The organism is Pseudomonas sp. MPR-R2A5 (assembly GCF_058793055.1).
In genome coordinates this window covers 47,796-72,425 of sequence record NZ_JBXAFK010000035.1, presented here as the reverse complement: position 1 = coordinate 72,425, position 24,630 = coordinate 47,796, and the positions used below count along the sequence as shown (strand labels likewise).

Sequence of the window (24,630 nt, the reverse complement as noted above, 5' to 3'; positions counted from 1 at the left end):
CAATTTACAAAGACTAACCCGCTTCCAATACTCCAGGGAAAACAATAACCGGCCACCAAGGCCGCTCTGGAGTAACCCATGCTCGCTACCCTGGGTGTCATCACCATCCTGTGCCTGCTCGCTGCCGTCATGAGCAAACGCCTTTCGCCGCTGGTGGCCCTGATTGCCTTGCCGATCATCGCCGCGCTGCTCGGCGGTTTCGGCCTGCAGACCAGCGCTTTCATCATTACCGGTATCAAGAACGTCGCCCCCGTGGTGGGTATGTTTGTGTTCGCGATCCTGTTTTTCGGGATCATGACCGATGCCGGCATGCTTGATCCCATCATTGATCGCATCCTGCGTACGGTAGGGACGCGTCCTACACGAATTGTGGTGGGTACCGCGACCCTGGCCTTGCTGGTCCACCTGGACGGTTCCGGCGCGGTGACCTTTCTGGTGACGGTGCCGGCGATGCTGCCGCTGTATACACGGCTGGGCATCGACAAGCGCATCCTTGCCTGTGTCTGCGCGATGGCCGCCGGGGTCAACTTCCTGCCTTGGACCGGCCCGGTGTTGCGCTCGTCGGCAGCCTTGCACGTGCCAGTGGCGGACTTGTTCCAGCCGCTGATCCCGGTGCAGATCGTCGGCCTGATCTTCGTTTTCGCCTGCGCCTGGTGGCTTGGTCGTCGCGAGGAAAAACGCCTGGGCCTGGGCGCCGGTTCCACAGTGGATGCCGTGCCGCAACGGGTGCTCAGCGATGATGACATCCGGCTGCGCCGCCCACGCCTGTTCTGGGTCAACCTGATCCTGACGGTGCTGGTGATGGTGGTGATGATTGCCGGCTGGGTCGATCCCGTGGTGATGTTCATGCTCGGCACTGTGGTCGCGCTGTGCATCAATTACCCGAATGTCGATGCCCAGCGTGCGCGCATCGATGCCCACGCCAAAACCGCCCTGACCATGGCGAGTATCCTGCTCGCCGCCGGGGTGTTCACCGGCATCATGCAGGGCACCGGCATGCTCAAGGCCATTGCCGAAGTGGCGGTCGCGCAGATTCCGGCGGGCCACGGCAAGCTGATCCCCGCGGTGGTGGGCTTCATTTCCATGCCCCTGAGCATGCTGTTCGACCCCGATTCCTACTATTTCGGCGTCATGCCGGTGATCGCCGAAGTCGGCAAGGCCCTGGGCGTCGACCCGCTGCAAGTGGCCCAGGCCTCGCTGCTCGGCGTACACACCACCGGCTTCCCGGTCAGCCCGCTGACCCCCGCGACATTCCTGTTGGTGGGCCTGTGCAAGATCGAATTGGCCGATCACCAGCGCTTTACCATCCCTTTTCTGTTTGCTGCGTCGGTGTTGATGACCCTGACGGCGTTGCTCCTGGGAGTGATTTGAGATGAACACCTTGCGCATCGGTTCCGGTGCCGGCTATTCCGGCGACCGCATCGAACCTGCCGTAGAACTGGCCGAACACGGCGACCTGGATTACCTGGTCTTCGAATGCCTGGCCGAACGCACCATCGCCCTGGCGCAACAGGCGCGCATCAGCGATCCGCAGGGCGGGTATGACCCGCTGCTGAGCGAGCGCATGCGCCGCGTGCTGCCGTTTGTCGGCCGCCGCGAGGGGCGCCGACGTTTGCGAGTGATCACCAATATGGGCGCGGCCAATCCGGTGGCGGCGGCCCTTGAAGTGCGCCGCATCGCCAATGAGTTGGGCCTGGGCCTCAAGGTGGTGGCGGTGCTGGGTGACGATGTGCTCGACATCCTGCGTCCCGAGCAGGTGCTGGATAACGGCCAGACCTTGGGCTCACTGGGCGCGCGGTTGATTTCTGCGAACGCCTACCTGGGCGTCGACGGCATTCTCGAGGCCCTGGGTGCCGAGGCTGATGTGGTGATCACCGGGCGCGTGGCCGATCCGTCGCTGTTCCTGGCGCCGCAGATGTTTGAGTTTGGCTGGGCGATGGACGATTGGCCGCGTCTGGGGCGCGGCACACTGGTGGGGCATTTGCTCGAATGCGCGGGGCAGGTCAGCGGTGGATATTTCGCCGATCCCGGCTTTAAGGACGTGAATGACCTGGCGCGCCTGGGGTTTCCGTTGGCCGAGATCAATGCCGACGGTGATGCGGTGATTACCAAGGTCGCGGGTTCCGGTGGGCGGGTCAGTCGAGCGACCTGTACCGAGCAATTGATCTATGAAGTGCATGACCCTGCGGCGTACCTGACCCCTGATGTCACCGCCGACTTTTCCCAGGTGACCTTTATCGACGACGCTACTGACCGGGTGCGGGCCCAGGGCGCCAACGGCCGAGCACGGCCGGAACAGTTGAAGGTCAGCGTGGGTTACCTGGACGGTTGGATCGGCGAGGGGCAGATGTCCTACGGTGGCCCGGGTGCGGTCGCGCGGGCGCAACTGGCGCGAGATGTCGTGCTCAAGCGCCTGGAGTTGATGGGGGTGAAGATGCAGGAGGTGCGCGCCGAGTTGATCGGCATGGACTCATTGCACGGCCCACGCAGCAGTGTCGAGCCTTGGGAAGTGCGTCTGCGCGTGGCTGCGCGCTGTGAAGAGCGCAGCGAGGCGGTACGTGTCGGCAATGAAGTGGAAACCCTCTACACCAACGGCCCGTCTGGCGGTGGCGGCGCCAGCAAGAGTGTGCGGCAGGTGGTGGCGGTGGCGTCGTTGCTGCTGCCGCGTAACGCGGTCAACCCGAGGATCGAAGCATGAAGCTGCACACCCTGGCCCATTCCCGCACCGGGGATAAGGGCGACACCTCGAATATTTCGATCATTGCCTATCGCGCCGAGGACTATCCCTCGCTTTGCGAACAGCTCACGGCCGAGCGCGTGAGCGAATTTTTTGCGGGCCTTCTGGAACCGGGTGCTGCGCCGATACGGCGTTATGAGTTGCCCAACGTGCAGGCGCTGAACTTCGTGCTGCCGGGGATCCTGCGCGGCGGCGTGACACGCTCGCTGGCGCTGGATGCCCATGGCAAATGCCTGGGCTCCGCATTACTGGACATGGAAATCCTGTAGGAGCGAGCTAGCTCGCGAAAATCGTCAACGATAACGAGGGGAACCTGACACCCCGCGGCGTCCTCAGGTTTTTCGCGAGCAAGCTCGCTCCTACAGAGGAGACGGCGTCTGTCAGAGCGCAGCGAAGCGCTTGTCCAGGTAATCGATGATCACCTTGGAATCGTACATCCACCTGGTCTGGCCATTCTCTTCGATGCGCAGGCACGGCACCTTGATCTTGCCGCCTTGCTCCAGCAGGGTCTGGCGATCTTGCTCGTTGTTCTTTGCATCCTTCAACGCCACTGGAACATTCAGGCGATGCAGGGTACGACGGGTCTTCACGCAGAACGGGCAGGCGTGGAACTGGTACAGGCTCAGGCCCTTGGCCGCCGCGTTCACCTGTGCCTGCTGCTCGGCGGGGCGCTGCTTTTTGCGTGGGCGGGTAATGAAGTCGCCCGCGATGATGACGTGGCCGAGGCCCACTCGAAGTGCTTTGACGAACATGGCTGAAACCTCTTGCCCATGACAGAAGGGGCCGCAGCTTACCTGAATTTTGCGGGCGAAAAAAAACCGGCGATGGACGCCGGCCTTTTCCTACGCAGCCTGTTACTTGATCAGGCTGAGGAATTCGCTACGGGTCGCCGCGTTTTCGCGGAACTCACCCAGCATCACCGAGGTGATCATCGACGAATTCTGTTTTTCCACACCGCGCATCATCATGCACATGTGCTTGGCTTCGATCACCACCGCCACGCCCAGGGCACCGGTGACCTGCTGGACCGCATCGGCGATCTGGCGGCTGAGGTTCTCCTGGATCTGCAGGCGGCGCGCATACATGTCGACGATCCGCGCGACCTTGGACAGGCCCAGCACCTTGCCGCTCGGGATGTAGGCGACGTGAGCCTTGCCGATAAACGGCAGCAGGTGGTGTTCGCACAGCGAGTACAACTCGATGTCCTTGACCAGCACCATTTCGCTGTTGTCGGAGCTGAACAAGGCACCATTGGTGACTTCTTCAAGTGTCTGTTCATAGCCGCGGCAAAGGTACTGCATCGCCTTGGCGGCACGCTTTGGCGTGTCGAGCAGGCCCTCGCGGGAGACGTCCTCGCCAAGTTGGCCGAGGATCTCGGTGTAATTCTGTTCCAGGGACATGAAACTACCTGTTGGATTTTCGCAAAGCGCAAGGTTACGGTGGCCGACACATGGCTGCAAGCCTGACGATGGCACTTGTTACTCGTCGCGCCCTTCCATCATGGTGCGCTTGAGCATCACGTACACCGCGCCGGCGCCACCATGACGGGCCTGGCAGGAGGTAAAGCCAAGCACCTGGGCATGCTGGCGCAGCCAGGTGTTGACATGGCTCTTGATCATTGGCCGCTTGCCGTCCAGGCGCACGGCCTTGCCGTGGGTGACGCGCACGCAGCGGATTTCGAATTTGGTGGCTTCGGCCAGGAAGGCCCAGAGGGTTTCCCGGGCTTTTTCCACGGTCATGCCATGCAGGTCTAGACTGCCTTCGAACGGGATCTGGCCTGCCTTGAGCTTGCGCATCTGGCTTTCCTGCACACCGTCGCGGGCCCACATCAGTTCGTCTTCGGGGCCGACGTCGATCACGAACTGGTCCGACAGGCCGTCTACGGTGGTGGCATCGGTGCGCACGGTCGCAGCCTGGCGCAACTTGGCGATCTGCGCCCGGTCAGTCTTGGGTTTGCCGGTGTCGGCGCGGTCGTGCTTGATCGGCTTGACGCCGCGCAGCTCGTTCTTGAACAGGGAAAAATCGTCGTCTTGCATGTCAGCCTCCGCGAAGGGCGGGCAGTTTACCTAAATCGCGGCGGCCAGGGCGCAGGAAACGCTATCCAAGCGCCATCAGTCGTGTTTTTTCATCAGGTGCGAGGCGATGTTCAGTGACAACGGCTGGCGCATCCGCCGCCGGCTGCGCCGCCACAACCACACGCCGAACCACAGCACCAACAGGCCGACCACCACCAGGATCGCCGAGCCGCCAGGGCTGGCATTCAATTCGCCCAGTGCCGGGGAGTGCCCCGACAAGCCTGCGCCACCGGCCACCGCCAGCAGCACACCTACAACCGCCAGCAGCGCGGCAATGCCGGCCACCAGGCGCAGGCGCCAGTTGCTCGGGCCCTTGGGGCGCAAGCGACGAGCATCAAAACCATCGGATATCTTCATTCCGACCTTTCCTCCAGGGTATCGGCCCTTCGACCGGAAGATACACAGGTTGTTCCTGTGCCAGAGGCAATTGCAGCAAATGACAGGCATTTGCAGATGAGCGGGGCCCGCACGCGGCCGCTCCGCTCATCGCGCGGCTGTCAGATCAGGTCTTTGGTCAAGGCAAGGGTGGCAAAGTTGTCGGCCATGATGGCCATTTCGGTTTGCTGCACGTGTTCGGCAGTGAGGACGCCGCCCTTGTAAGGCAGGTCGCGGGTGGCACAGGCGTCCTCCACCAGGGTGCAGCGAAAGCCCAGGTTCTTGGCGGCGCGCACGGTGGTGCTGACGCTGGAGTGGCTCATGAAACCGCAGACGATCAGGTCCAGCGAACCCAGGTCCTGCAGGTGTTTTTCCAGGCCGGTGCCGTGGAAAGCGCTGGGCAGCAGCTTGCCGATGATGGTTTCGTCGCCGGCCGGTTCCAGGCCAGGGATGAATTCGCCACGCTCGCCCTGCGGGTCGAACAGGCCGCCCACGGTGCCCAGGTGGCGCACATGCACGATCGGGCGCCCGGCGCTGCGTGCGGCTGCGACCAATTGCTTGATATTGGCGACCGCCGCGTCCATGCCCGTGAGGGCGAGCGGGCCGCTGAGGTATTCCTTCTGGGCATCGATGATCACAAGGGTCGCATGGCTGAGATTGGCAGCTGCATAACCACGACCGCTGAGTTGAAACATCGTCTTTGGAACGGACATTCTGGGGCTCCTGTGAGTGGGGCTTTTGTGACATTGTCCACTGGCTGAGCGGTTCTGTGAATCGCTACGATCATAAGGTACGCCGTTGCTGGCGTGCAGCCATGTCAAGAGGCCGGCTTGTTCCAGCCAATGATGGCAAACTGGATGAAATCCGACGTACGGCGAGGGCGTTACGTACATCGTCGCTACGGGCGAAGGCTGTTAGAATCGCCAGTCGTTTTTTCCAGGAGCTTGCCCCCGTGATCACTTCTCGCCTGCGCACCTTGCGCGACCATATCCGTTGGGCTGTCAGCCGTTTCCATGGGGAAGACCTGTTTTTTGGCCACGGTACCGACAATGCCTGGGACGAAGCCCGGCAATTGGTGCTTGGCGCCTTGCACTTGCCGTGGGAAATCGCCGACAGCTACCTGGACTGCAACCTGGAAGAAGAGGAAATCTCCCATGTGCAGCGTTTGCTGCATCGCCGTATCCACGAGCGGGTACCCACCGCCTATCTGTTGAAGGAAGCCTGGTTCTGCGGCATGTCGTTCATTGTCGATGAGCGCGTGCTGATCCCACGCTCACCGATCGGCGAACTGATCGAAAACCGCTTCGAACCCTGGCTGGCCCAGCCGCCGGCGCGCATTCTCGACCTGTGCACGGGTTCCGGTTGCATTGGCATCGCGTGTGCCTATGAGTTCCCAGACGCCGAAGTGGTGTTGGGCGACCTGTCCTTCGAAGCGCTGGAAGTGGCCAACCAGAATATCGAGCGCCATGGCGTCGATGAACGCGTGTACACCGTGCAGGGGGACGGCTTTGATGGCTTGCCGGGCCAGCGCTTTGACCTGATCGTGTCCAACCCGCCGTATGTGGATGCCGAGGATTTTGCCGACATGCCGGACGAATACCAGCATGAGCCAGAGCTGGGCCTGGCGTGCGGCGACGATGGCCTGAACCTGGTGCGGCGCATGCTCGCCGAAGCGGCCGATCACCTGACCGAGAAGGGCTTGCTGATTGTCGAGGTGGGCAACAGCCAGGTCCACGTCGAGGCGCTGTACCCGGAAGTCGATTTTGCCTGGCTGGAGTTCCAGCGCGGTGGGCATGGCGTGTTCATGTTGACGGCTGAACAGTGCCGGGCGCATCAGGCAATCTTCGCCGCCAGGATCTAACTGAAGAAGAACCGGCTGTCGTGGCAAGCGGGTTGTTGTGGCAAGCCCTAATGCCGTTCAGTTAAGCGTACATCGCCTTCTGTAGGAGCGAGCTTGCTCGCGAAAAACGTCAACGATAACGCGTGTTTCCTGAGTGAACGCGGCGCCTGTGAGTTCTTCGCGAGCAAGCTCGCTCCTACAAAAAAGCCTTAACTGAACGGCATTATGGCTAGCCCGCTCGCCACAGGGTTCCAGTTTGCTGCGCCACAGCGCCCAGTCGGATAGTTGGCGCACCTTCCACCTGTGTATCCCGTGTAACCCGGTCACTCGCGATTTACCGGTGCGTAGCGATCCAGATCAACAACCCCGCCTGAAACACGGTGAACGCTACCAGGCAGGTGATGGTAAAGCGTAGCCCGCTGTCCTCACGCTTGAACTTGGTGACCTTTTCCTCTTCCTTGCGCAGCTTCACTTCCTGCTCCGCCAGGTTCTGTTCGGCCTGTTGCAGCATTTGCGCGGCTTCGAGGATCTCCACGAACTGCACCTTCTCGGTGTTCCAGCTGTCCAGCACATCGCCGACCTTGCCGGGCTGCACGTTGCCTTTCAAATGCTGCACATCGGCGTAGGCCACGTCAAAGCCTTGGACACGCAGGAAGTGATCGCGACGCAGGCGCGTGGCTTCATTGAGCGCGTCCTTGTTGGCCAGGTCTACGCCGTCAACGCGGTAGTGGGCCCACTTCTTCTTCGCCCAGGCGGCGCCTTGGGCGACCAGGAATCGGCCGATGCCACGGTTGGCCGGTTCGATTTCCAGGCTGTTGCCTGGGCCGAAGTGCACGCGGTGCTTGTCGTGATCGACCCAGATGTCCAGGTGATTCTGCTCGCGGCGCACCCGTTGGCCCGGTAACTGGATGACCATGCGCAGCAGGCTGTGGTGTTTGTCGTTGCGTTCGGCGTAACCGAACTGCACGAAACGCAAAGGCCTCACCCCCGTGGCGCGGTCAGTGGCCAGGGGCGCCAGGCGCAGCATCTTGAAATGTTCCGCCTGCACGTCTGCCCACGGCAGGGGCGCCGCGTCGACGACCTCGGTTTTTTCCGTGGCGGTTCCAGCGGTAGGTTCTGGTGTTGCTTCGGTGATAGTCATGCGGCGCGATCCTGTCCAAGCCCAGCCAGTCGACAGGCTTTTTGCTGTCGACCCTGGGCTTATCGGCCGCTTTTCCCAGTACTGGAGGCAATTAGTCGGTCAACGGGGTTGAAGTCCGTCGATAAAGCGCACCAGGCGTGTGCCCAGCTCGGCGGCCAGGGGCAATTGAGGGTTGTTATAGGAGGCCAGTTGCTGCTTCACGTCGTTGGGCACGATGCGCATCACGTGGTTCATGCCCTCGATTATCGTCAATTCGGCGTCGGGCTTGGCGTTCTTCAATTGCTGCGCATCGCCCACCCCCACCTGGATATCGTGGGTGCCCTGGATGATCAGCGCCGGCATGCGTAGCTTGGCAAAAGCTGCCGAGGGGTCGGCACGAAACAGGCTGATCAGATAGGGCTGAACGCTGGGTCGGAAAATCCCTTCCAGAGGGGCCGGCACATCGGGGTCCACCTGGCCGGCCTTGAGGTGGTCAAGGATTTCATTACTGCGCAGTAGCAGGGCAGGGGGCAGGTGGTCGGCCAACTGTTGGCGTATCACCTGGTCCACCGGACGGGCGCTGCCGGACAAGGAGACCACCCCCGCCGGATCGAGTTGCGGCGCGGCCAGGGCGGCCACCAGCGCACCTTCGCTATGGCCCAGCACAATCAGCGGGCCCATGCGCTTGTCGGCCTTGAGCAGCTTGCCCCAGGCCACGGCGTCGGCCACGTAGGCGTCCAGGGTCAGGTTGCGCTCATCGGGCGTGGCGGCCAGGCTGGCGGCAACGCCGCGCTTGTCGTAGCGCACGCTGGCGATGTTATGCCGGGCCAGCACCCAGGCCAGGCGCTTGAGGCTGTCGTTGCGCGCGCCGTCGGCGCTGTTGCCGTTGCGGTCGGTGGGGCCGGAGCCGGCAATGATCAGCACCACTGGCACCGGTTTGTCGGACTGGGGCAGCAGCAGCGAGCCAAACAGCTCGCCGCTGCCGGTGTCGAGGCTGATGGGCCGTTGCAACACCACGGGGGACGCGGCACAGGCCACGCCAGTAAACAGGGTCAGGGTCAGTAGCAAAACTCGAAGCATCATCACGCCATCATCAGGAAGGTGCCGGTTCGACCAACGTCTACCGGTAAGGTTTCGAGGATGAACTAGTCGGTTGGCCCGCGTATACTGGCGCGCTTGGTTATCACCTCTGAGTGATTACAACTGATTTCACGGAGCGCCCTGCATGTCCGGCAATACCTTCGGCAAGCTGTTCACTGTCACCACCGCAGGCGAAAGCCATGGCCCGGCGTTGGTCGCCATTGTCGACGGCTGCCCGCCCGGCCTCGAGCTGTCCCTGGAAGACCTGCAGCGCGACCTCGACCGCCGCAAGCCCGGCACCAGCCGTCACACCACCCAGCGTCAGGAGCCTGACCAGGTCGAAATCCTCTCTGGCGTGTTCGAAGGCCGCACCACTGGCTGTGCCATCGGCCTGCTGATCCGCAACACCGACCAGAAGTCCAAGGACTACTCGGCGATCAAGGACCTGTTCCGCCCGGCTCATGCCGACTACACCTACCATCACAAATACGGCGAACGCGACTACCGTGGCGGCGGCCGCAGCTCGGCCCGCGAGACCGCAATGCGCGTGGCGGCCGGTGCGATTGCCAAGAAGTACCTGGCCACCCAGGGTATCGTCATCCGTGGCTATATGAGCCAGTTGGGCCCGATCGAAATCCCGTTCAAGACCTGGGACAGCGTGGAAGACAACGCCTTCTTCTGCCCCGACCCGGACAAAGTGCCGGAACTGGAAGCCTACATGGACCAGTTGCGCCGCGACCAGGACTCCGTGGGCGCCAAGATCACCGTGGTCGCCGAAGGCGTCAAGCCGGGCCTGGGCGAGCCGATCTTCGACCGCCTGGACGCCGAACTGGCCCACGCGCTGATGAGCATCAACGCGGTGAAAGGCGTGGAAATCGGCGCGGGCTTCGCATGTGTCGCCCAGCGCGGCACCGAACATCGCGACGAACTGACCCCACAAGGTTTCCTCAGCAATAACGCGGGCGGCATCCTCGGCGGTATTTCCTCCGGGCAGCCGATCATTGCGCACTTGGCCCTCAAGGCCACATCGAGCATCACCACCCCGGGGCGTTCGATCGATGTGCACGGCAATCCGGTGGACGTCATCACCAAGGGCCGCCATGACCCGTGCGTCGGCATCCGTGCCACACCGATTGCCGAAGCGATGATGGCGATCGTGTTGATGGACCACCTGCTGCGCAACCGTGGGCAAAATACCGATGTACGCGTGAGTACCCCGGTACTGGGCCAACTGTGACGGATTGTGGTGGCGAGCGATGTGGCTCGCGCGGGGCTGTGAAGCAGCCCCTTGCGGCAACATGACACCCCCCGTCCCGTACTGGCGCCTCTCCAGCTTCTACCTGTTCTACTTCGCCCTGCTGGGGGCGACAGCGCCATTCCTGGCGCTTTACTTCGATCATCTGGGGTTCTCCAGCGCGCGCATCGGCGAACTGGTGGCCATCCCCATGCTGATGCGCTGCGTGGCGCCCAACCTGTGGGGCTGGCTCGGCGACTATACCGGTCGGCGCCTGGCCATCGTGCGTTTTGGCGCGGTGTGCACCCTGGCGAGCTTTTGCCTGATTTTCATCAGCAAGACTTACGCCTGGCTGGCGCTGGTGATGGCCTTGCACGCGTTCTTCTGGCATGCGGTGCTGCCGCAGTTTGAAGTCATCACCCTGGCCCACCTGCACACACAAACCTCGCGCTACAGCCAGGTCCGCCTGTGGGGCTCCATCGGCTTTATCCTCACCGTCGTGATCATGGGTCGCCTGTTCGACTGGCTGAGCCTGGATATTTACCCGGTGGTGGTCGTGGTGATCATGGCCGGCATCATCGGCGCCAGCCTGTGGGTACCGAACGCGCAGCCTGCCACCCAGGGCAATCGCCTGGCTGCCGAGGGTTTCCTCACGCAATTGCGCAGCCCCGGGGTCCTTGCGTTTTATGCCTGTGTGGCGCTGATGCAAATGAGCCATGGGCCGTACTACACCTTCCTGACCCTGCACCTGGAGCACTTGGGCTACAGCCGAGGCGTGATCGGTATGCTCTGGGCCCTGGGGGTGGTCGCGGAAGTGCTGATGTTCCTGGCCATGAGTCGCATCCTTACGCGCTTTTCCGTGCGTCGTGTGTTACTGGCCAGTTTCCTGCTGGCGGCGCTGCGTTGGTTGCTGCTGGGCTCGTTTGCCGAGTTTTTCTGGGTGTTGCTGTTGGCGCAAGTGATGCACGCGGCAACGTTCGGCAGTTTTCATGCGGCGGCGATTGCCTTTGTGCAACGCAGCTTCGGCGACCGCCAGCAGGGCCAGGGCCAGGCGTTGTACGCAGCTTTGGCCGGCACCGGCGGCGCACTTGGCGCTTTGTATGCCGGCCATAGCTGGAATCTGTTGGGGCCGACCCTCACGTTCAGCATCGCCAGCGTCGCGGCCCTGGCCGCCGCCCTTATCATCGGCTTTCGATTGCAAGAGCAGAACCAAGGAACCGTCCAATGAGTTATGTAGCCGTTTACTCCGTCACCACCCCGGATACCCCGAACAAGGTCCTGACCCATTTCGACGACATCGTCTCGACCCTGGCCGAGCACGGTGTGCGGTTCGAGCGCTGGCAACCAGGCCCACTGGCAAAAGGTGCCAGCGAGGCTGAAATGATCGCCGCGTGCCAGCCCCGGATCGACGCCCTCGGTTACGGCTGCATTGAGGTGTTCAGCGTCACCGGCGACCACCCGCAACGCACCGAGCTGCGCGCCGGCCTTCTCGATGAGCGCCGCTACAGCTCGGACCAGGCCAGGTTCTTTATCGCCGGCCAGGGGCTGTTCAGCTTGCACATCGGTGACTATGTGTACGGCGTACGCTGTGAGAAAAATGACCTGCTGGTGATCCCGGCCGGCTTGCCGCATTGGTTCGATATGGGAGAGCACCCGCACTGCGTGATCTTGCAGTTATCCCACCAGCCTGGGCACGCGGTCGCTGAGTTTACCGGGAGTGAGCTTGCCGCTGGGTTTCCAGGATTGGACGACTAGTCGCTGGTTCGCGATTGTTCAACCCGCCTATGCGGAAAAGTATTGTGGGAAGAACCTTATTGGAGTGTAAGACTTGGCTGTTTTTGCAGGTCTTGCTCTTTAATTCCGTTCGTTATGTAAATCTCTCCAAACCTCGATGTTTATGCTGTCTGTCAATAGGAGAAATCCGAAGGTTAGGACGGCGTCCGCAAATAAAAGGAGAGAGATGAATGAGCGCGCAACAGGAGCAGGATCGATCGTCACCGACGCAGGACGAAGTGTCCACAGCGGTGAGAAAGCGCCTGAGCTTGTCCGGCAAGCCCCTGACCCCCGCGGAACAGGAAATCCTGCGCTGGGCCCTGGAGGGCAAGACTGTCTGGGAGATCAGCCAGATTCGAGCCAGTTCCGAAGCCACGGTGAAATTTCACCTGCGTAACATCTATGGCAAGTTGCAGGTCACCAACCGCGTGCAGGCAATGAATGAAGCGGTTCGGCAAGGCCTGTACTGAACGCATAAAAAAGGGCCGCGACGCTTGATGGCGTCGCGGCCCTCTTTATTGCTGGATAGCTCAGGCCGAATGGTAGGTCGGCAAGGCAAAGCGGTTCTGGCTTTGCAGCATCGAAATCTGCGGCAGCTCACTGGCTTGTTCGGCCAGGTCGCGGCGAATCGCGCTGATCACCCACGTCAGTTGATCGGCAGTGTGCAACTGCTGGTAAGAGATCGAACGCTTGACCTGCTTGCCTTCGCTGTTGCGCAGGGTCAACAGGATACCGCCGTCGGGACGTGGCTGGGTGGTGACGTCGTAGTTGGAGAATACTGAGGCGAATTTATCTTGGATCAGGCTCATGTCTATCAGCTCCGTTGGCTCAAGTTGGCAAGCATGGAGTGATAGGTGCAGTGATTGTGCCAGCTAGTGAATTTATAAAAAGTCTTTATAAGTCAATAGGTTGTAAATATTCAGAATTTTCGATTTCGTGCAATTTGCATGAATGGCCATCATGCATCCTGCATTTTGCGCTATTCGATAGGCCCGTCGCGGCGGGTGCTCAAGGGTAAAGACTGTCTGTACGTGACTAAATTCCCTTTTTTCAGCCAACGAGGGGCAGGGGATACAAAACTTTTCAAATCCCGCGTGTACAGCTGAAGAATCGCTGGCGTATTTTCCTGCAAGGCATTCGGCCTCCTGCCTTCGCAAGGCGCCGGTGTTTCCGGATCAGATAAAGAATAAGAAAAAGGATGTTCCGCCATGAGCCATCAGCCAAACGACATGATCACCTGGGGCATGATGCTGCGTAAGGTGCCAGCCATCGTGCGGGCCTTGCCTCGAGTGGTGCGCGGCATGCGCGCTGCGAATGTCACCGACCCGGCGCAGCCTTGCGGCCTGGGCTGGCACTTCGAACAAGCCACCCTGCGTAACCCTGATGGCGCCGCCTTGCTCTACGGCGACAGCATGCTCAGCTACCGCGACGCTAACCAGCGTGCCAACCGCATCGCCCATCATCTGGCCTCCCAAGGCATCGGCAAGGGTGACGTCGTCGCGCTGTTTATCGAAAACCGTCCCGAGTTGCTGCTGAACGTGCTGGCGGTGGCCAAGCTTGGCGGCATCTGCGCCATGCTCAATACCGCACAAACCCAGGCGGCGTTGGTGCACAGCCTGAACCTGGTCAGCCCGGTGGCAATCGTGGTCGGCGCGGAATTGGTGGATGCCTATACGGTGGTGCGCGATCAAGTGTCGATCCCGGCGGAGCGCACCTGGTTCGTCGCGGATCAGCATGCCAGCGCGGTCCCCGAGGGGTATGTCGACCTGATGGCCGCCAGTGCCGACTGTTCGCCAGACAACCCCGCCAGCAGTGCCCGGATCTTCTTCAGCGACCCCTGCTTCTATATCTACACCTCCGGCACCACCGGCCTGCCCAAGGCCGGCATCATGAAACATGGTCGCTGGACCAGGACCGCCGTCAGTTTCGGCAGCATCGCCCTGGACATGGGCCCGGACGATGTCATGTATTGCACCTTGCCGCTGTACCACGCCACCGGTCTGTGCGTGTGCTGGGGGGCGGCGATCATTGGTGCCTCGGGATTCGCCATTCGGCGCAAATTCAGCGCCAGCCAGTTCTGGGACGATGCGCGCAAATTCAACGCCACTACCCTCGGGTATGTCGGGGAATTGTGCCGCTACCTGCTTGACCAGCCCACCAGCACCCAGGATCGCGATAACCAGGTGACCAAGATGGTCGGCAACGGCTTGCGCCCCGGTGTTTGGGCACAATTCAAACAGCGCTTTGGCGTCGAGCATATCTGCGAACTGTATGCCGCCAGCGATGGCAATATCGGCTTTACCAACGTGCTGAACTTCGACAACACCATCGGCTTTTGCCTGCAACATTGGGCGCTGGTGGATTACGTCCCGGAGAGCGGCGAACCGCTGCGGGGCAGTGATGGCTTCATGCGCAAGGTGCAAACGGGCGGCCAGGGCCTGTTGCTGGCCAGGATCGATGAAAAGTCGCCGTTCGATGGCTACACCGACCCGGAAAAAAACCGCAAGGTGGTGCTGACCGACGTGTTCGAAAAGGGCGATCGCTACTTCAATACCGGCGACTTGTTACGCAGCATCGGCTTTGGTCATGCGCAGTTTGTCGATCGTCTGGGGGATACCTATCGCTGGAAGGGCGAGAACGTTTCCACCACCGAAGTCGAGAACATCCTGCTGCAACACCCGCAGATCGCCGAGGTCGTGGCCTATGGTGTCGAGATCGAAAACACCAACGGCCGCGCTGGCATGGTCGCCATCACTCCCAGTGAATCCCTGGCGGCCCTGGATATGCGCGAACTGCTGCAATTCGCCCATGGTCAATTGCCGCACTATGCGGTGCCGTTGTTCCTGCGGATCAAGGTGAAGATGGAGACCACTGGCACCTTCAAGTACCAGAAGGTACGGCTCAAGGAAGAAGCCTTCGACCCGGACAAGGCGGGCAACGATCCGGTCTACGCGTGGTTGCCGGGCTCGGACAGCTACGTGCCGGTCACCGGGCAATTATTGGCGCAGATCCAGGGCGGTGAGTTCCGCTATTGATTGTGTCTATGAAGGCTTTTGACAAAAAAGCCATGACAGTGGGGAACTCCATCGCGACACTGGGCGCCATATAAAGCACCAGAACAGGAGCCTCCCCATGTCAGACCACGCCAAACGAATGACCGAAGACGAAGCCGCCGAATTTGCCGAGCAGGTCTTCGACGTGGCCCGCAAAGGCGACGCGGCCATGCTCGCCGCGCTGCTGGCCAAAGGCTTGCCGGCCAACCTGCGCAACCACAACGGCGACACCTTGCTGATGCTCGCGGCCTACCATGGCCACGCCGAGGCGGTAAAAGTGCTGCTGGAATTCAAGGCTGACCCGCTGATCGCCAATGACAAGAACCAACTGCCGATCGCTGGCGCGGCGTTCAAGGGCAACCTGCCCGTGGTCAAGGCCCTGATCGAGGGTGGCGCGCCGGTTGACGCAGCATCCTCGGACGGCCGCACGGCACTGATGATGGCGGCGATGTTCAACCGCGTTGAGATGGTGGACTACCTGCTGGGCCAGGGCGCGAACCCCAGGGCGGTCGATGCCCAGGGTGCGACGGTGCTGGCAGCGGCGCAGACCATGGGCGCGATGGATACGGCGGCGCAGTTGCAGAAACTGGTGTAGGCTACGCGCCCTCGAAAACCAGCCCGTCACAGGATCGCCCCATGAAAACCGCCCTCGTCGAACTCATCAGCAACATCAGCACTGGCCTCATGAGCGACGACGAGGTGGCGCGCATCGCCGAAGAGGCCGCCCAGGCCTACGCAGACCCTGCGGCCTTCCTGGCGGCCAATCCGGACATCAACTACGACGACACCTTCCCGATCCCGCTGGGGGAGTGGGTGGTGGTCGGCAGCCTGCCGGACACCGTGCTGTTCCAGGCCGATACTTACAGTGATCTGTTTGCCCAGATCGTCGCGTCGTTCGGCCCGGGCGTGGCATTCAACCTCAAGCCCAAGCAACTGGCCAAGACCGAAGCGCTGACCGCCCTCAACCGCATCCAGATCCAGATGAGCGCCCTGAGCCCGGAAGACGGCGGCTATGTGTTGATGAACTTCAGCCAACCGCTGGATGACGAGATTCAGGCGGTGCTGGTGTACGGCAACGACCTGGCGCGCGTGTTGGCGCTGTGTGCCGAAGTCGGCATCAAGGGCGAGCCTTCCCTGGAAGCGTTGAAGGTGGCCGTTCACGTCTGAAATAAAACGGAACCCCCGCCAGGGCTGACTATCCTACAAGGGCATGCCCTCACTTAGGAGCGACACCATGGGTTCTACTTTCAACGGTCTGATCGGGTTGATCATCCTGGCGCTGGATATCTGGGCGATCATCAATGTGTTCCAAAGCGGCGCAAGCACCGGGGCCAAGGTGCTCTGGATCCTGTTGATCCTGTTGCTGCCAGTGTTGGGCCTGATCATCTGGGCGATCGCCGGGCCGCGCGGTAATGTGCGGATCTGACCCCTCACTCCCTTTGGCGTGTGAGCAATAAGTGTGGGAGGGGGCTTGCTCCCGATAGCGGTGTGGCAGTGCCAGATGAGTTGGCTGACCCACCGCTATCGGGAGCAAGCCCCCTCCCACAGTGGTCTTCAGCGCACTCCAGAGATTTGTGTGTCGAAATATTCGCTGCACGAAATTTTCACATCCCATCCAAGACAATTCGCCCGCTTTGAATCGCCGCCCCAAGGCTCTATCTCCAGTGCCGTTAACGGCAGAAGGGGGGCGCACATTCAGTAATTAATAGCGTTGCTCGCATTGATCGGGCACCATTTGCGCCACCGCGCAAACCGCCTACCCCCAGCCAGCCTGGGCGAGGCCGAGCGCCATTGCTTTATTTCGCAACTTAAACTTCCAATGGGTCCTGAAACGACATGGCAAACCCGGACGCCCTGAGTCAGCAGCGAGCTTCTAATCGCCTGCTGCAACCGACCGTCAAATCCCATCTGGCGTACACGCTGCTTTGCGCACTGGTCATGATGGTGATGTTTTCCCTGCTGCGCCTGGCGCTGCTGGCCTACAACCGCGAGATGATCCTCGACACCCCGGCCTCGACCTTCCTGGAAGCGTTCGCCAACGGCCTGCGCCTGGATATTCGCCTGGTGGTGTACGTGCTGATCCCGCTGCTGCTGGCCCTGTTCAGCGTACGGGCCATGGCCGCGCGTGGGTTCTTCCGTTTGTGGCTGACCGTTGCGTCCAGCATCGCCCTGTTCCTGGGCTTGATGGAGATGGACTTCTACCGCGAATTCCACCAGCGCCTCAACGGCCTGGTCTTCCAGTATGTCAAGGAAGACCCGAAGACCGTGATGAGCATGCTCTGGTACGGTTTCCCAGTGGTGCGCTACCTGCTGGCCTGGGCCGTGGGCACGCTGATCCTGAGCATCGCCTTCAAGGGTGCCGACCGTGCCACGCGCCCGCGCGGCCCGTTCAGCGGTGGCAGCATCGGTACCCGCCAGGTGGCGCCGTGGTACTCGCGCATCGCGGTGTTCGTGGTTTGCCTGCTGGTCGCGGTCGTCGCTGCTCGTGGCACCCTGCGCCAGGGCCCGCCGCTGCGTTGGGGTGACGTCTACACCACCGAGTCGAACTTCGCCAACCAGTTGGGCCTCAATGGCACCTTGTCGCTGATCGCCGCGGCCAAGTCGCGCTTCTCCGAAGAACGCTCCAACATCTGGAAAGCCACCCTGGATCAACCGCTGGCCACCCAGACCGTGCGCGACATGCTGGTCTTGCCGCAAGAGAAACTGGTGGATACCGACACCGCCGCCGTGCGCCGTGACTACACGCCGCCGGCCGAAAAAACCCTGCCGATCAAGAACGTCGTCGTGATCCTGATGGAAAGCTTCGCCGGTCACTCGGTGGGCGCCTTGGGTCGCCCGGGTAATATCACGCCGTACTTCGACAAGTTGTCCAAGGAAGGCCTGCTGTTCGACCGCTTCTTCTCCAATGGCACTCACACCCACCAGGGTATGTTCGCCACCATGGCCTGCTTCCCGAACCTGCCGGGCTTCGAATACCTGATGCAGACCCCCGAAGGCAGTCACAAGCTGTCGGGCCTGCCGCAGTTGCTCAGTGAGCGCAAGTTTGACGACGTGTATGTCTACAACGGCGACTTCGCCTGGGACAACCAGTCCGGTTTCTTCAGCAACCAGGGCATGACCAACTTCATTGGCCGCAATGACTTCGTCAACCCGGTGTTCTCCGACCCGACCTGGGGCGTGTCCGACCAGGACATGTTCAACCGTGGCCTGGAAGAGTTGAAGGCCCGCGAAGGCGGCAAGCCTTTCTACGCATTGCTGCAAACCCTGTCCAACCACACGCCGTACGCGCTGCCCAACCCGTTGCCGGTGGATAAAGTGACCGGCCGTGGCAGCCTCGACGAGCATTTGACGGCCATGCGCTACTCCGACTGGGCCCTGGGCCAGTTCTTTGAAAAGGCCCGCAAAGAGCCGTACTTCAAGGAAACCCTGTTCGTGATCGTGGGTGACCACGGCTTTGGCAATGAACAGCAGATCACCGAAATGGACCTGGGCCGCTTCAATGTGCCGATGCTGATGATCGCACCGGGTATCCAGGAGAAGTTCGGCGAGCGTGACCACACCGTGGGCACCCAGATCGACATCGTCCCGACTATCATGGGGCGTCTTGGCGGCGACACCCTGCACCAGTGCTGGGGGCGTGACCTGCTGAACCTGCCGGAAGGCGACAAGGGTTTCGGCGTGATCAAGCCTTCGGGCAGCGACCAGACCGTGGCGTTGCTCACTGGCGACCGCGTGCTGGTGTTGCCTAAGGAAATGCCACCGAAGTTGTGGGAATACGAATTGGGCGCCGAGCCAACCGGTAAGGTCATTCCTGATTCGCCGGACGAAGCTGCACTGAAGCAGAAGCTTGAATCGTTCCTGCAGACCGCAACCAAGAGCCTGTTGGATAACACCGCAGGGGTGGTTGATGGCAAGCCGGACTAATTGACCGGCAATAAAAAGAGGCCTTCAAGAAGGCCTCTTTTTTTGCCCGGCTTTTATATCTTGCCGAGCAGCAACAACACCAGCAGGACGACCAGGACCACACCGAGAATACCCGACGGACCATAACCCCAGCTACGGGAGTGCGGGAACACTGGAAGGCCACCGACCAGTAGAAGGATCAGGATAATGATCAGAATGAGGCTCATAGTTTTTTTCCTTGTAGGCCTTCTGTAAAGACCGGTTATTTAACGATAGGCCCGACAGTTGAATACGGACGCCTTAATAACTCCGACTGTGCGCCTGCGTGGAAAATTCCATGTTTTTTTAAAGCGTTTTGCAGCGTCGCTTATTTCTTTTAATACCCTCGCCAATGCACCTGCTTAGTTGAAAAAGATTGAACTTAGCCTGCGGGCAGGTATCCGACCGAGCCCGCGGTTTGCCTGGGGCATTCATCACTCTGATGGTGCGTGGGTGTAGGAAAAACCTTCGCTACACTGCCGATCACTTCTTCTGTGAACCACAAGGCTACTTTCTATGCAAAATCGCATGATGATCACTGGCGCCGGGTCCGGCCTGGGTCGTGAAATCGCTCTGCGCTGGGCCCGCGAGGGTTGGCAACTGGCCTTGTCGGATGTCAGTGAGCCGGGCCTGCAGGAAACCTTGAAGCGGGTGCGCGAGGCCGGTGGCGACGGTTTTATCCAGCGCTGCGACGTGCGCGACTACAGTCAGCTCACGGCCTTTGCCCAGGCCTGCGAGGAGAAGCTGGGTGGCATAGATGTGATCGTCAACAATGCCGGCGTGGCCTCCGGTGGGTTCTTCGCCGAACTGTCCCTGGAGGATTGGGACTGGCAGATCGCGATCAACCTGATGGGCGTGGTCAAGGGCTGCAAGGCGTTCCTGCCGCTGCTGGAAAAGAGCAAGGGCCGCATCATCAACATTGCTTCGATGGCAGCACTGATGCAGGGCCCGGCCATGAGCAACTACAACGTGGCCAAGGCCGGCGTAGTGGCGCTATCAGAAAGCCTGTTGGTGGAGCTCAAGCAGCAGGAAGTGGGGGTGCACGTGGTCTGCCCGTCGTTTTTCCAGACCAACCTGTTGGACTCGTTCCGTGGACCGACCCCGGCAATGAAAGCGCAGGTGGGCAAGTTGCTCGAGAGCTCACCGATTTCGGCGGCGGATATCGCCGATTACATTTACCAGCGGGTGGCCCAGGGCGAGTTCATGATCCTGCCCCATGAGCAGGGCCGGATGGCGTGGGCGTTGAAGCAGAAGAACCCGCAGTTGCTGTATGACGAGATGACCGTGATGGCGGATAAGATGCGCGCGAAGGCCCAGGCTGTCAGGGGGTGATTGGGATGGTGTGCATATCCGTTTCCTTGGTAACGGATATGCCCCGCTAAACCCGCCACAACCAAGCCTCTGTCTGTCAGGCAATTTACCCGCCTATGTAGGCGCTGCCTGATTTAGCCGCAAGCCATTGCTGCCACAAATCCAAGCGCGCAAGGTCAAGGTCCTGTCACTCGAAAAGGACAACCGCCATGCTGGTCTTAAGCCGCGCCGTAGGCGAAATCATCTCTATTGGCGATGACATCGCCTTGCACATCCTCGAACTGAACGGTACCCAGGTTAAATTCGGCATCCAAGCGCCGGTGGGCGTCAATGTGCACCGCGCCGAGGTGTTTGAGAAGATCGTCGAACGCCAGGGTGCCGGCGCCCATCCGCAACCCAACGCCTGAAACTGCGCTCAGTCGAACAGATGCTTGGGCACGTCGTGCTTGAGCATCAACTGGCATTGTTCGCTGTCGGGGTCGAATACGATCAATGCCTGGCCCTTGGTCAGCGCCTGGCGCACGCGCAATACCCGGGTTTCCAGGGGCGTGTCGTCGCCATTGTCGGTACCGTCGCGGGTGACGAAGTCTTCGATCAGGCGGGTCAGGGTGTCGACTTCAAGTGCGTCGTAGGGAATCAGCATACAAGCCTCAACTAGAGAATCCCGGCGATGCTACTGCGCCGGGACCATTGTTGCCAGCGTCAGGACTTCTGACCGACCAGGCTGTCTACCGGCGGCACACGCGTGTCGCTCTCCATCTGCGTTTCGTGCTCGATCTGATGGCTGAACCTGTCCAGTGAACCCTGGGCCGGTTGCGCATCGCTGGCAAACACGGGGGGGCTGAGGATATACGCGCTCAGCAGGCGACTCAGGGCCGCCAGGCTGTCGATATGGGTGCGCTCGTAGCCGTGGGTCGCATCGCAACCAAACGCCAGCAGCGCGGTGCGGATATCGTGGCCAGCGGTCACCGCCGAATGGGCATCGCTGAAGTAATAACGAAACAGGTCGCGACGCACCGGCAGTTCATTGTCCGACGCCAGGCGCAGCAGGTGGCGGGACAGGTGATAGTCATACGGCCCGCCGGAGTCCTGCATCGCCACGCTCACCGCGTGCTCGCTGGAGTGCTGGCCAGGGGCGACCGGTGCGATATCGATGCCGACAAACTCACTCACATCCCAGGGCAGGGCAGCCGCTGCGCCGCTGCCGGTTTCCTCGGTGATGGTGAACAGCGGGTGGCAGTCGATCAGCAAGGGTTCGCCGCTGTCGACGATGGCCTTGAGCGCGGCGAGCAGGGCGGCGACACCGGCCTTGTCGTCCAAGTGGCGCGCACTGATATGGCCGCTTTCGGTGAACTCGGGCAGGGGGTCGAACGCCACGTAGTCACCGATGCCGATCCCCAGGGAGTCGCAGTCGGCACGGGTCGCGCAGTAGGCGTCCAGGCGCAGCTCCACATGGTCCCAGCTCACCGGCATTTCATCCACGGCGGTATTGAATGCGTGCCCTGAGGCCATCAATGGCAGGACGCTGCCACGGATCACGCCGTTGTCGGTGAACAGGCTGACGCGGCTGCCCTCGGCAAAGCGGCTTGACCAGCAACCGACGGGGGCCAGGGTCAGGCGTCCGTTATCCTTGATCGCGCGGACGGCGGCGCCGATGGTGTCCAAGTGCGCCGATACTGCGCGGTCGGGGCTGTTCTTCTGGCCCTTGAGGGTGGCGCGAATGGTGCCGCGACGGGTCATTTCAAACGGGATGCCCAGCTCTTCCAGGCGTTCGGCGACATAGCGCACGATGGTATCGGTAAACCCGGTGGGGCTGGGGATGGCGAGCATTTCCAGCAGCACTTTTTGCAGGTAGTTGAGATCCGGTTCGGGGATGGTTCGGGTCATAAAGACTCCTGACTGGATAAGATAAGGGCGGTTTTGTGGCGAGCTGGCTTGTTGTGGAGAGCTGGCTTGTTGTGGCAAACGGACTTGTTGTGGCGAGCTAGCTTGTTGTGGCGAGCGGGCTTGCCCTAATGCCGTTCAGTTAAGGCTTTTTTGTAGGAGCGAGCTTGCTCGCGAAGAACTCACAGGCGCCGCGTTCACTCAGGAAACACGCGTTATCGTTGACGTTTTTCGCGAGCAAGCTCGCTCCTACAGAAGGCGATGTACGCTTAACTGAACGGCATTAGGGCTTGCCCCGCGTTGGGCTGCGCAGCAGCCCCCTCTCTCCAAGCACCACGCTCTTTCAGTCAGACCTCATTGGCACATGTGGGGGGCTGCTGCGCAGCCCAACGCGGGGCAAGCCCGCTCGCCACAACAAGCCCGCTCGCCACCACAGGCCCCCTCGCCACAGGGTTTATTGAGCGGTCGGCTGACTGTGTGGAAACAACAAATCCACAAACTTCTCTGCCGTCGGCTGCGGTTCATGGTTGGCCAGCCCGGCCCGTTCGTTGGCTTCGATAAACACGTATTCCGGTTGATCGGCCGCGGGCACCAGCAGGTCCAGGCCCACCACGGGGATATCCAGCGCGCGGGCGGCGCGTACGGCGGCGTCGACCAGGGTGGGATGCAGGATGCCCGTCACATCTTCCAGGCACCCGCCCGTGTGCAGGTTGGCAGTACGGCGCACAGCCAATTGCACACCACGGGGCAGGATGCTGTTGTAGTCGTAGCCAGCGGCTTTCAAGGTGCGTTCGGTTTCGGCATCCAGGGGGATTTTGCTTTCGCCATCGGTAGCGGCCTGACGGCGCCGGCTTTGCGCCTCGATCAGCGTGCGGATAGAGTGCTGGCCGTCGCCGATTACTTCGGCCGGGCGGCGAATCGCAGCGGCCACGACTTCGAAGCCGATCACCAGGATGCGCAGGTCGAGACCCTCGTGGAAGCTCTCGAGCAATACGCGGCTGTCGAACTGCCGAGCCGCTTCGATGGCCTGTTGCACCTCGTCAATCTCTTGCAGGTCCACCGCTACACCCTGGCCTTGCTCGCCGTCCAACGGCTTGACCACGATGCGCTGGTGTTCGTCGAGGAACTCCAGGTTGTCATCGGCGCTGCCCGCCAGTTGCTGGGAAGGCAGTTTCAAACCGGCGGCCTTCAATACCTTGTGCGTAAGGCTCTTGTCCTGGCACAGGGTCATGCTGATGGCGCTGGTCAGGTCGCTCAATGACTCCCGGCAACGCACGCGACGCCCGCCATGGCTGAGGGTGAACAGCCCCGCATCGGCGTCGTCCACCTGCACGTCGATGCCGCGCCGATGGGCTTCTTCGACGATGATCCGCGCATAGGGGTTGAACCCCGCCTGCGGGCCGGGGCCGAGGAACAGCGGCTGGTTGATACCGTTCTTGCGCTTGATCGCAAAGGTGGTCAGCGCGCGGAAGCCCAGCTTGGCGTACAGGCTCTTGGCTTGGCGGTTGTCGTGCAGCACCGACAGGTCGAGGTAGCTCAGGCCACGGCTCATAAAGTGTTCCACCAGGTGGCGCACCAGCACTTCGCCCACGCCGGGGCGCGTGCATTGCGGGTCGACGGCCAGGCACCACAGGCTGCATCCGTTTTCCGGGTCGTGGAAGGCTTTGGGGTGATTCAGGCCCATGACGCTGCCGATCACTGCGCCGCTGTCCTCATCCTCGGCCAACCAGTACACCGGGCCTCCTTCATGACGCGGCGTGAGGCGCTCGGCGTCGACGGGCAACATGCCGCGGCCCTGATAGAGCTGGTTGACCGCGAGCCAATCGGCCTCGGTCTGGACCCGGCGAATCCGGAAGCCGCGAAACACCCGGGTGGCAGGGCGATAGTCGCTGAACCACAGGCGCAGGGTATCGGACGGATCCAGGAACAACTGCTGCGGATCGATCCCGAGGATCTGTTGGGGCGCAGCCACGTACAGCGCGATGTCGCGCTCGCCGGGCTGCTCGTTGAGCAGTTCCTGGGCCAGGCTGGCCGGGTCGGGAAAGGTGTGGCCGATCAACAGCCGGCCCCAGCCGCAATGCACCGCAATCGGCTCGGCGGCCAGTGGGCTGCCATCTTCGGCCAGGCGCGCCTGCAGGCGCTCATAGGTCGGCGCCTGGCCCTTGAGCAAGCGTTGGCTGTAAGCCGCGGCATTCGGTTTCATGGA

Annotated in this window: 27 protein-coding genes; 15 read left to right on the top strand and 12 right to left on the bottom strand. The window is 61.5% G+C overall.

Going from position 1 to position 24,630, the window contains the following annotated elements:
* Positions 1-78: 78 nt before the first annotated feature.
* Genes AC1Q6I_RS23260 through AC1Q6I_RS23250 form a run of 3 tightly spaced genes read left to right on the top strand, consistent with a single transcriptional unit; the run spans position 79 to position 3,006 of the window.
* Complete coding sequence (locus AC1Q6I_RS23260) at positions 79-1,371, top strand: CitMHS family transporter (protein WP_024076637.1); 1,293 nt, start codon at positions 79-81, stop codon at positions 1,369-1,371.
* A gap of 1 nt (position 1,372) precedes the next feature.
* Complete coding sequence (locus AC1Q6I_RS23255; protein ID WP_102625228.1) at positions 1,373-2,698, top strand: acyclic terpene utilization AtuA family protein; 1,326 nt, start codon at positions 1,373-1,375, stop codon at positions 2,696-2,698.
* Positions 2,695-3,006, top strand: a complete 312-nt coding sequence (locus AC1Q6I_RS23250) for an AtuA-related protein (protein ID WP_102625227.1) — start codon at positions 2,695-2,697, stop codon at positions 3,004-3,006. The genes AC1Q6I_RS23255 and AC1Q6I_RS23250 overlap by 4 nt, the downstream gene beginning before the upstream one ends.
* A 111-nt stretch (positions 3,007-3,117) precedes the next feature.
* Here the strand turns inward: AC1Q6I_RS23250 and AC1Q6I_RS23245 are convergent, their stop codons facing one another.
* The 5 genes from AC1Q6I_RS23245 to AC1Q6I_RS23225 all read right to left on the bottom strand — a co-directional run bounded on the left by AC1Q6I_RS23245 (position 3,118) and on the right by AC1Q6I_RS23225 (position 5,900).
* Positions 3,118-3,489, bottom strand: coding sequence for a glutathione S-transferase N-terminal domain-containing protein (locus tag AC1Q6I_RS23245; protein ID WP_102625226.1), 372 nt, complete (start codon positions 3,487-3,489; stop codon positions 3,118-3,120).
* A gap of 102 nt (positions 3,490-3,591) precedes the next feature.
* Positions 3,592-4,137, bottom strand: a complete 546-nt coding sequence (folE, locus tag AC1Q6I_RS23240) for a GTP cyclohydrolase I FolE (protein WP_024076633.1) — start codon at positions 4,135-4,137, stop codon at positions 3,592-3,594.
* 78 nt (positions 4,138-4,215) lie between these two features.
* A complete protein-coding gene (locus tag AC1Q6I_RS23235) occupies positions 4,216-4,773 on the bottom strand; it encodes a Smr/MutS family protein (protein ID WP_003192796.1) in 558 nt (185 codons plus the stop codon).
* 75 nt (positions 4,774-4,848) lie between these two features.
* A complete protein-coding gene (locus AC1Q6I_RS23230; protein ID WP_102625225.1) occupies positions 4,849-5,169 on the bottom strand; it encodes a hypothetical protein in 321 nt (106 codons plus the stop codon).
* A 140-nt stretch (positions 5,170-5,309) separates the two neighbouring features.
* The gene (locus AC1Q6I_RS23225) at positions 5,310-5,900 is read right to left on the bottom strand and encodes a cysteine hydrolase family protein (RefSeq protein ID WP_024076631.1); all 591 of its coding nucleotides are present in this window, start codon (positions 5,898-5,900) and stop codon (positions 5,310-5,312) included.
* A 239-nt stretch (positions 5,901-6,139) separates the two neighbouring features.
* Between AC1Q6I_RS23225 and prmB the strand changes: the two genes are divergently transcribed.
* A complete protein-coding gene (gene prmB / locus AC1Q6I_RS23220; protein ID WP_024076630.1) occupies positions 6,140-7,048 on the top strand; it encodes a 50S ribosomal protein L3 N(5)-glutamine methyltransferase in 909 nt (302 codons plus the stop codon).
* A gap of 313 nt (positions 7,049-7,361) precedes the next feature.
* On the opposite strand, the gene AC1Q6I_RS23215 is transcribed toward prmB, so the two are convergent.
* Together AC1Q6I_RS23215 and AC1Q6I_RS23210 are read right to left on the bottom strand one after the other, a co-directional pair.
* On the bottom strand, positions 7,362-8,168 hold the full coding sequence (locus AC1Q6I_RS23215) for a hypothetical protein (protein ID WP_102625224.1): 807 nt from the start codon (positions 8,166-8,168) through the stop codon (positions 7,362-7,364).
* Between the two features lie 99 nt (positions 8,169-8,267).
* The gene (locus tag AC1Q6I_RS23210; protein ID WP_024076628.1) at positions 8,268-9,230 is read right to left on the bottom strand and encodes an alpha/beta hydrolase; all 963 of its coding nucleotides are present in this window, start codon (positions 9,228-9,230) and stop codon (positions 8,268-8,270) included.
* A gap of 142 nt (positions 9,231-9,372) precedes the next feature.
* On the opposite strand from AC1Q6I_RS23210, the gene aroC reads away from it, so the two are divergent.
* The 4 genes from aroC (at position 9,373) to AC1Q6I_RS23190 (ending at position 12,704) form a co-directional block, all read left to right on the top strand.
* Positions 9,373-10,464: a chorismate synthase gene (gene aroC, locus AC1Q6I_RS23205; protein ID WP_102625223.1), complete on the top strand. Its 1,092-nt coding sequence runs from the start codon at positions 9,373-9,375 to the stop codon at positions 10,462-10,464.
* 61 nt (positions 10,465-10,525) lie between these two features.
* A complete protein-coding gene (locus tag AC1Q6I_RS23200) occupies positions 10,526-11,689 on the top strand; it encodes an MFS transporter (RefSeq protein ID WP_102625222.1) in 1,164 nt (387 codons plus the stop codon).
* Entirely contained in the window at positions 11,686-12,216 is a 531-nt protein-coding gene (locus tag AC1Q6I_RS23195; RefSeq protein WP_024076625.1) for an acireductone dioxygenase, read from the top strand. The genes AC1Q6I_RS23200 and AC1Q6I_RS23195 overlap by 4 nt, the downstream gene beginning before the upstream one ends.
* 209 nt (positions 12,217-12,425) lie before the next feature.
* Positions 12,426-12,704 (top strand): response regulator transcription factor, encoded by a 279-nt coding sequence (locus AC1Q6I_RS23190; RefSeq protein ID WP_024076624.1) that lies wholly within the window; start codon positions 12,426-12,428, stop codon positions 12,702-12,704.
* A 60-nt stretch (positions 12,705-12,764) separates the two neighbouring features.
* On the opposite strand, the gene AC1Q6I_RS23185 is transcribed toward AC1Q6I_RS23190, so the two are convergent.
* Complete coding sequence (locus AC1Q6I_RS23185; RefSeq protein ID WP_003172952.1) at positions 12,765-13,043, bottom strand: DUF3509 domain-containing protein; 279 nt, start codon at positions 13,041-13,043, stop codon at positions 12,765-12,767.
* 399 nt (positions 13,044-13,442) lie between these two features.
* Here AC1Q6I_RS23185 and AC1Q6I_RS23180 point away from each other — a divergent pair, with 399 nt between their 5' ends.
* The 5 genes from AC1Q6I_RS23180 to AC1Q6I_RS23160 all read left to right on the top strand — a co-directional run bounded on the left by AC1Q6I_RS23180 (position 13,443) and on the right by AC1Q6I_RS23160 (position 19,211).
* Positions 13,443-15,269: a long-chain-acyl-CoA synthetase gene (locus AC1Q6I_RS23180; RefSeq protein ID WP_102625221.1), complete on the top strand. Its 1,827-nt coding sequence runs from the start codon at positions 13,443-13,445 to the stop codon at positions 15,267-15,269.
* A gap of 97 nt (positions 15,270-15,366) precedes the next feature.
* Complete coding sequence (locus AC1Q6I_RS23175; protein ID WP_024076622.1) at positions 15,367-15,882, top strand: ankyrin repeat domain-containing protein; 516 nt, start codon at positions 15,367-15,369, stop codon at positions 15,880-15,882.
* A 41-nt stretch (positions 15,883-15,923) separates the two neighbouring features.
* Positions 15,924-16,454, top strand: coding sequence for a hypothetical protein (locus AC1Q6I_RS23170; protein WP_024076621.1), 531 nt, complete (start codon positions 15,924-15,926; stop codon positions 16,452-16,454).
* A gap of 67 nt (positions 16,455-16,521) precedes the next feature.
* On the top strand, positions 16,522-16,713 hold the full coding sequence (locus AC1Q6I_RS23165; protein ID WP_024076620.1) for a PLDc N-terminal domain-containing protein: 192 nt from the start codon (positions 16,522-16,524) through the stop codon (positions 16,711-16,713).
* A gap of 410 nt (positions 16,714-17,123) precedes the next feature.
* A complete protein-coding gene (locus tag AC1Q6I_RS23160; protein ID WP_102625220.1) occupies positions 17,124-19,211 on the top strand; it encodes an LTA synthase family protein in 2,088 nt (695 codons plus the stop codon).
* A gap of 53 nt (positions 19,212-19,264) precedes the next feature.
* Here the strand turns inward: AC1Q6I_RS23160 and AC1Q6I_RS23155 are convergent, their stop codons facing one another.
* Positions 19,265-19,417, bottom strand: coding sequence for a DUF3309 family protein (locus tag AC1Q6I_RS23155; RefSeq protein WP_010208879.1), 153 nt, complete (start codon positions 19,415-19,417; stop codon positions 19,265-19,267).
* Positions 19,418-19,745: 328 nt separating this feature from the next.
* On the opposite strand from AC1Q6I_RS23155, the gene AC1Q6I_RS23150 reads away from it, so the two are divergent.
* Together AC1Q6I_RS23150 and csrA are read left to right on the top strand one after the other, a co-directional pair.
* The gene (locus AC1Q6I_RS23150) at positions 19,746-20,561 is read left to right on the top strand and encodes an SDR family oxidoreductase (RefSeq protein ID WP_024076618.1); all 816 of its coding nucleotides are present in this window, start codon (positions 19,746-19,748) and stop codon (positions 20,559-20,561) included.
* Positions 20,562-20,749: 188 nt separating this feature from the next.
* The gene (gene csrA, locus AC1Q6I_RS23145; protein WP_069076724.1) at positions 20,750-20,947 is read left to right on the top strand and encodes a carbon storage regulator CsrA; all 198 of its coding nucleotides are present in this window, start codon (positions 20,750-20,752) and stop codon (positions 20,945-20,947) included.
* An 8-nt stretch (positions 20,948-20,955) separates the two neighbouring features.
* On the opposite strand, the gene AC1Q6I_RS23140 is transcribed toward csrA, so the two are convergent.
* The 3 genes from AC1Q6I_RS23140 to ngg form a co-directional block, all read right to left on the bottom strand.
* The gene (locus AC1Q6I_RS23140; protein ID WP_003236706.1) at positions 20,956-21,183 is read right to left on the bottom strand and encodes a YheU family protein; all 228 of its coding nucleotides are present in this window, start codon (positions 21,181-21,183) and stop codon (positions 20,956-20,958) included.
* Positions 21,184-21,242: 59 nt separating this feature from the next.
* A complete protein-coding gene (locus AC1Q6I_RS23135) occupies positions 21,243-22,427 on the bottom strand; it encodes an osmoprotectant NAGGN system M42 family peptidase (protein ID WP_069076725.1) in 1,185 nt (394 codons plus the stop codon).
* Positions 22,428-22,878: 451 nt separating this feature from the next.
* Positions 22,879-24,627, bottom strand: coding sequence for an N-acetylglutaminylglutamine synthetase (gene ngg, locus AC1Q6I_RS23130; protein WP_102624682.1), 1,749 nt, complete (start codon positions 24,625-24,627; stop codon positions 22,879-22,881).
* Positions 24,628-24,630 lie beyond the last annotated feature (3 nt).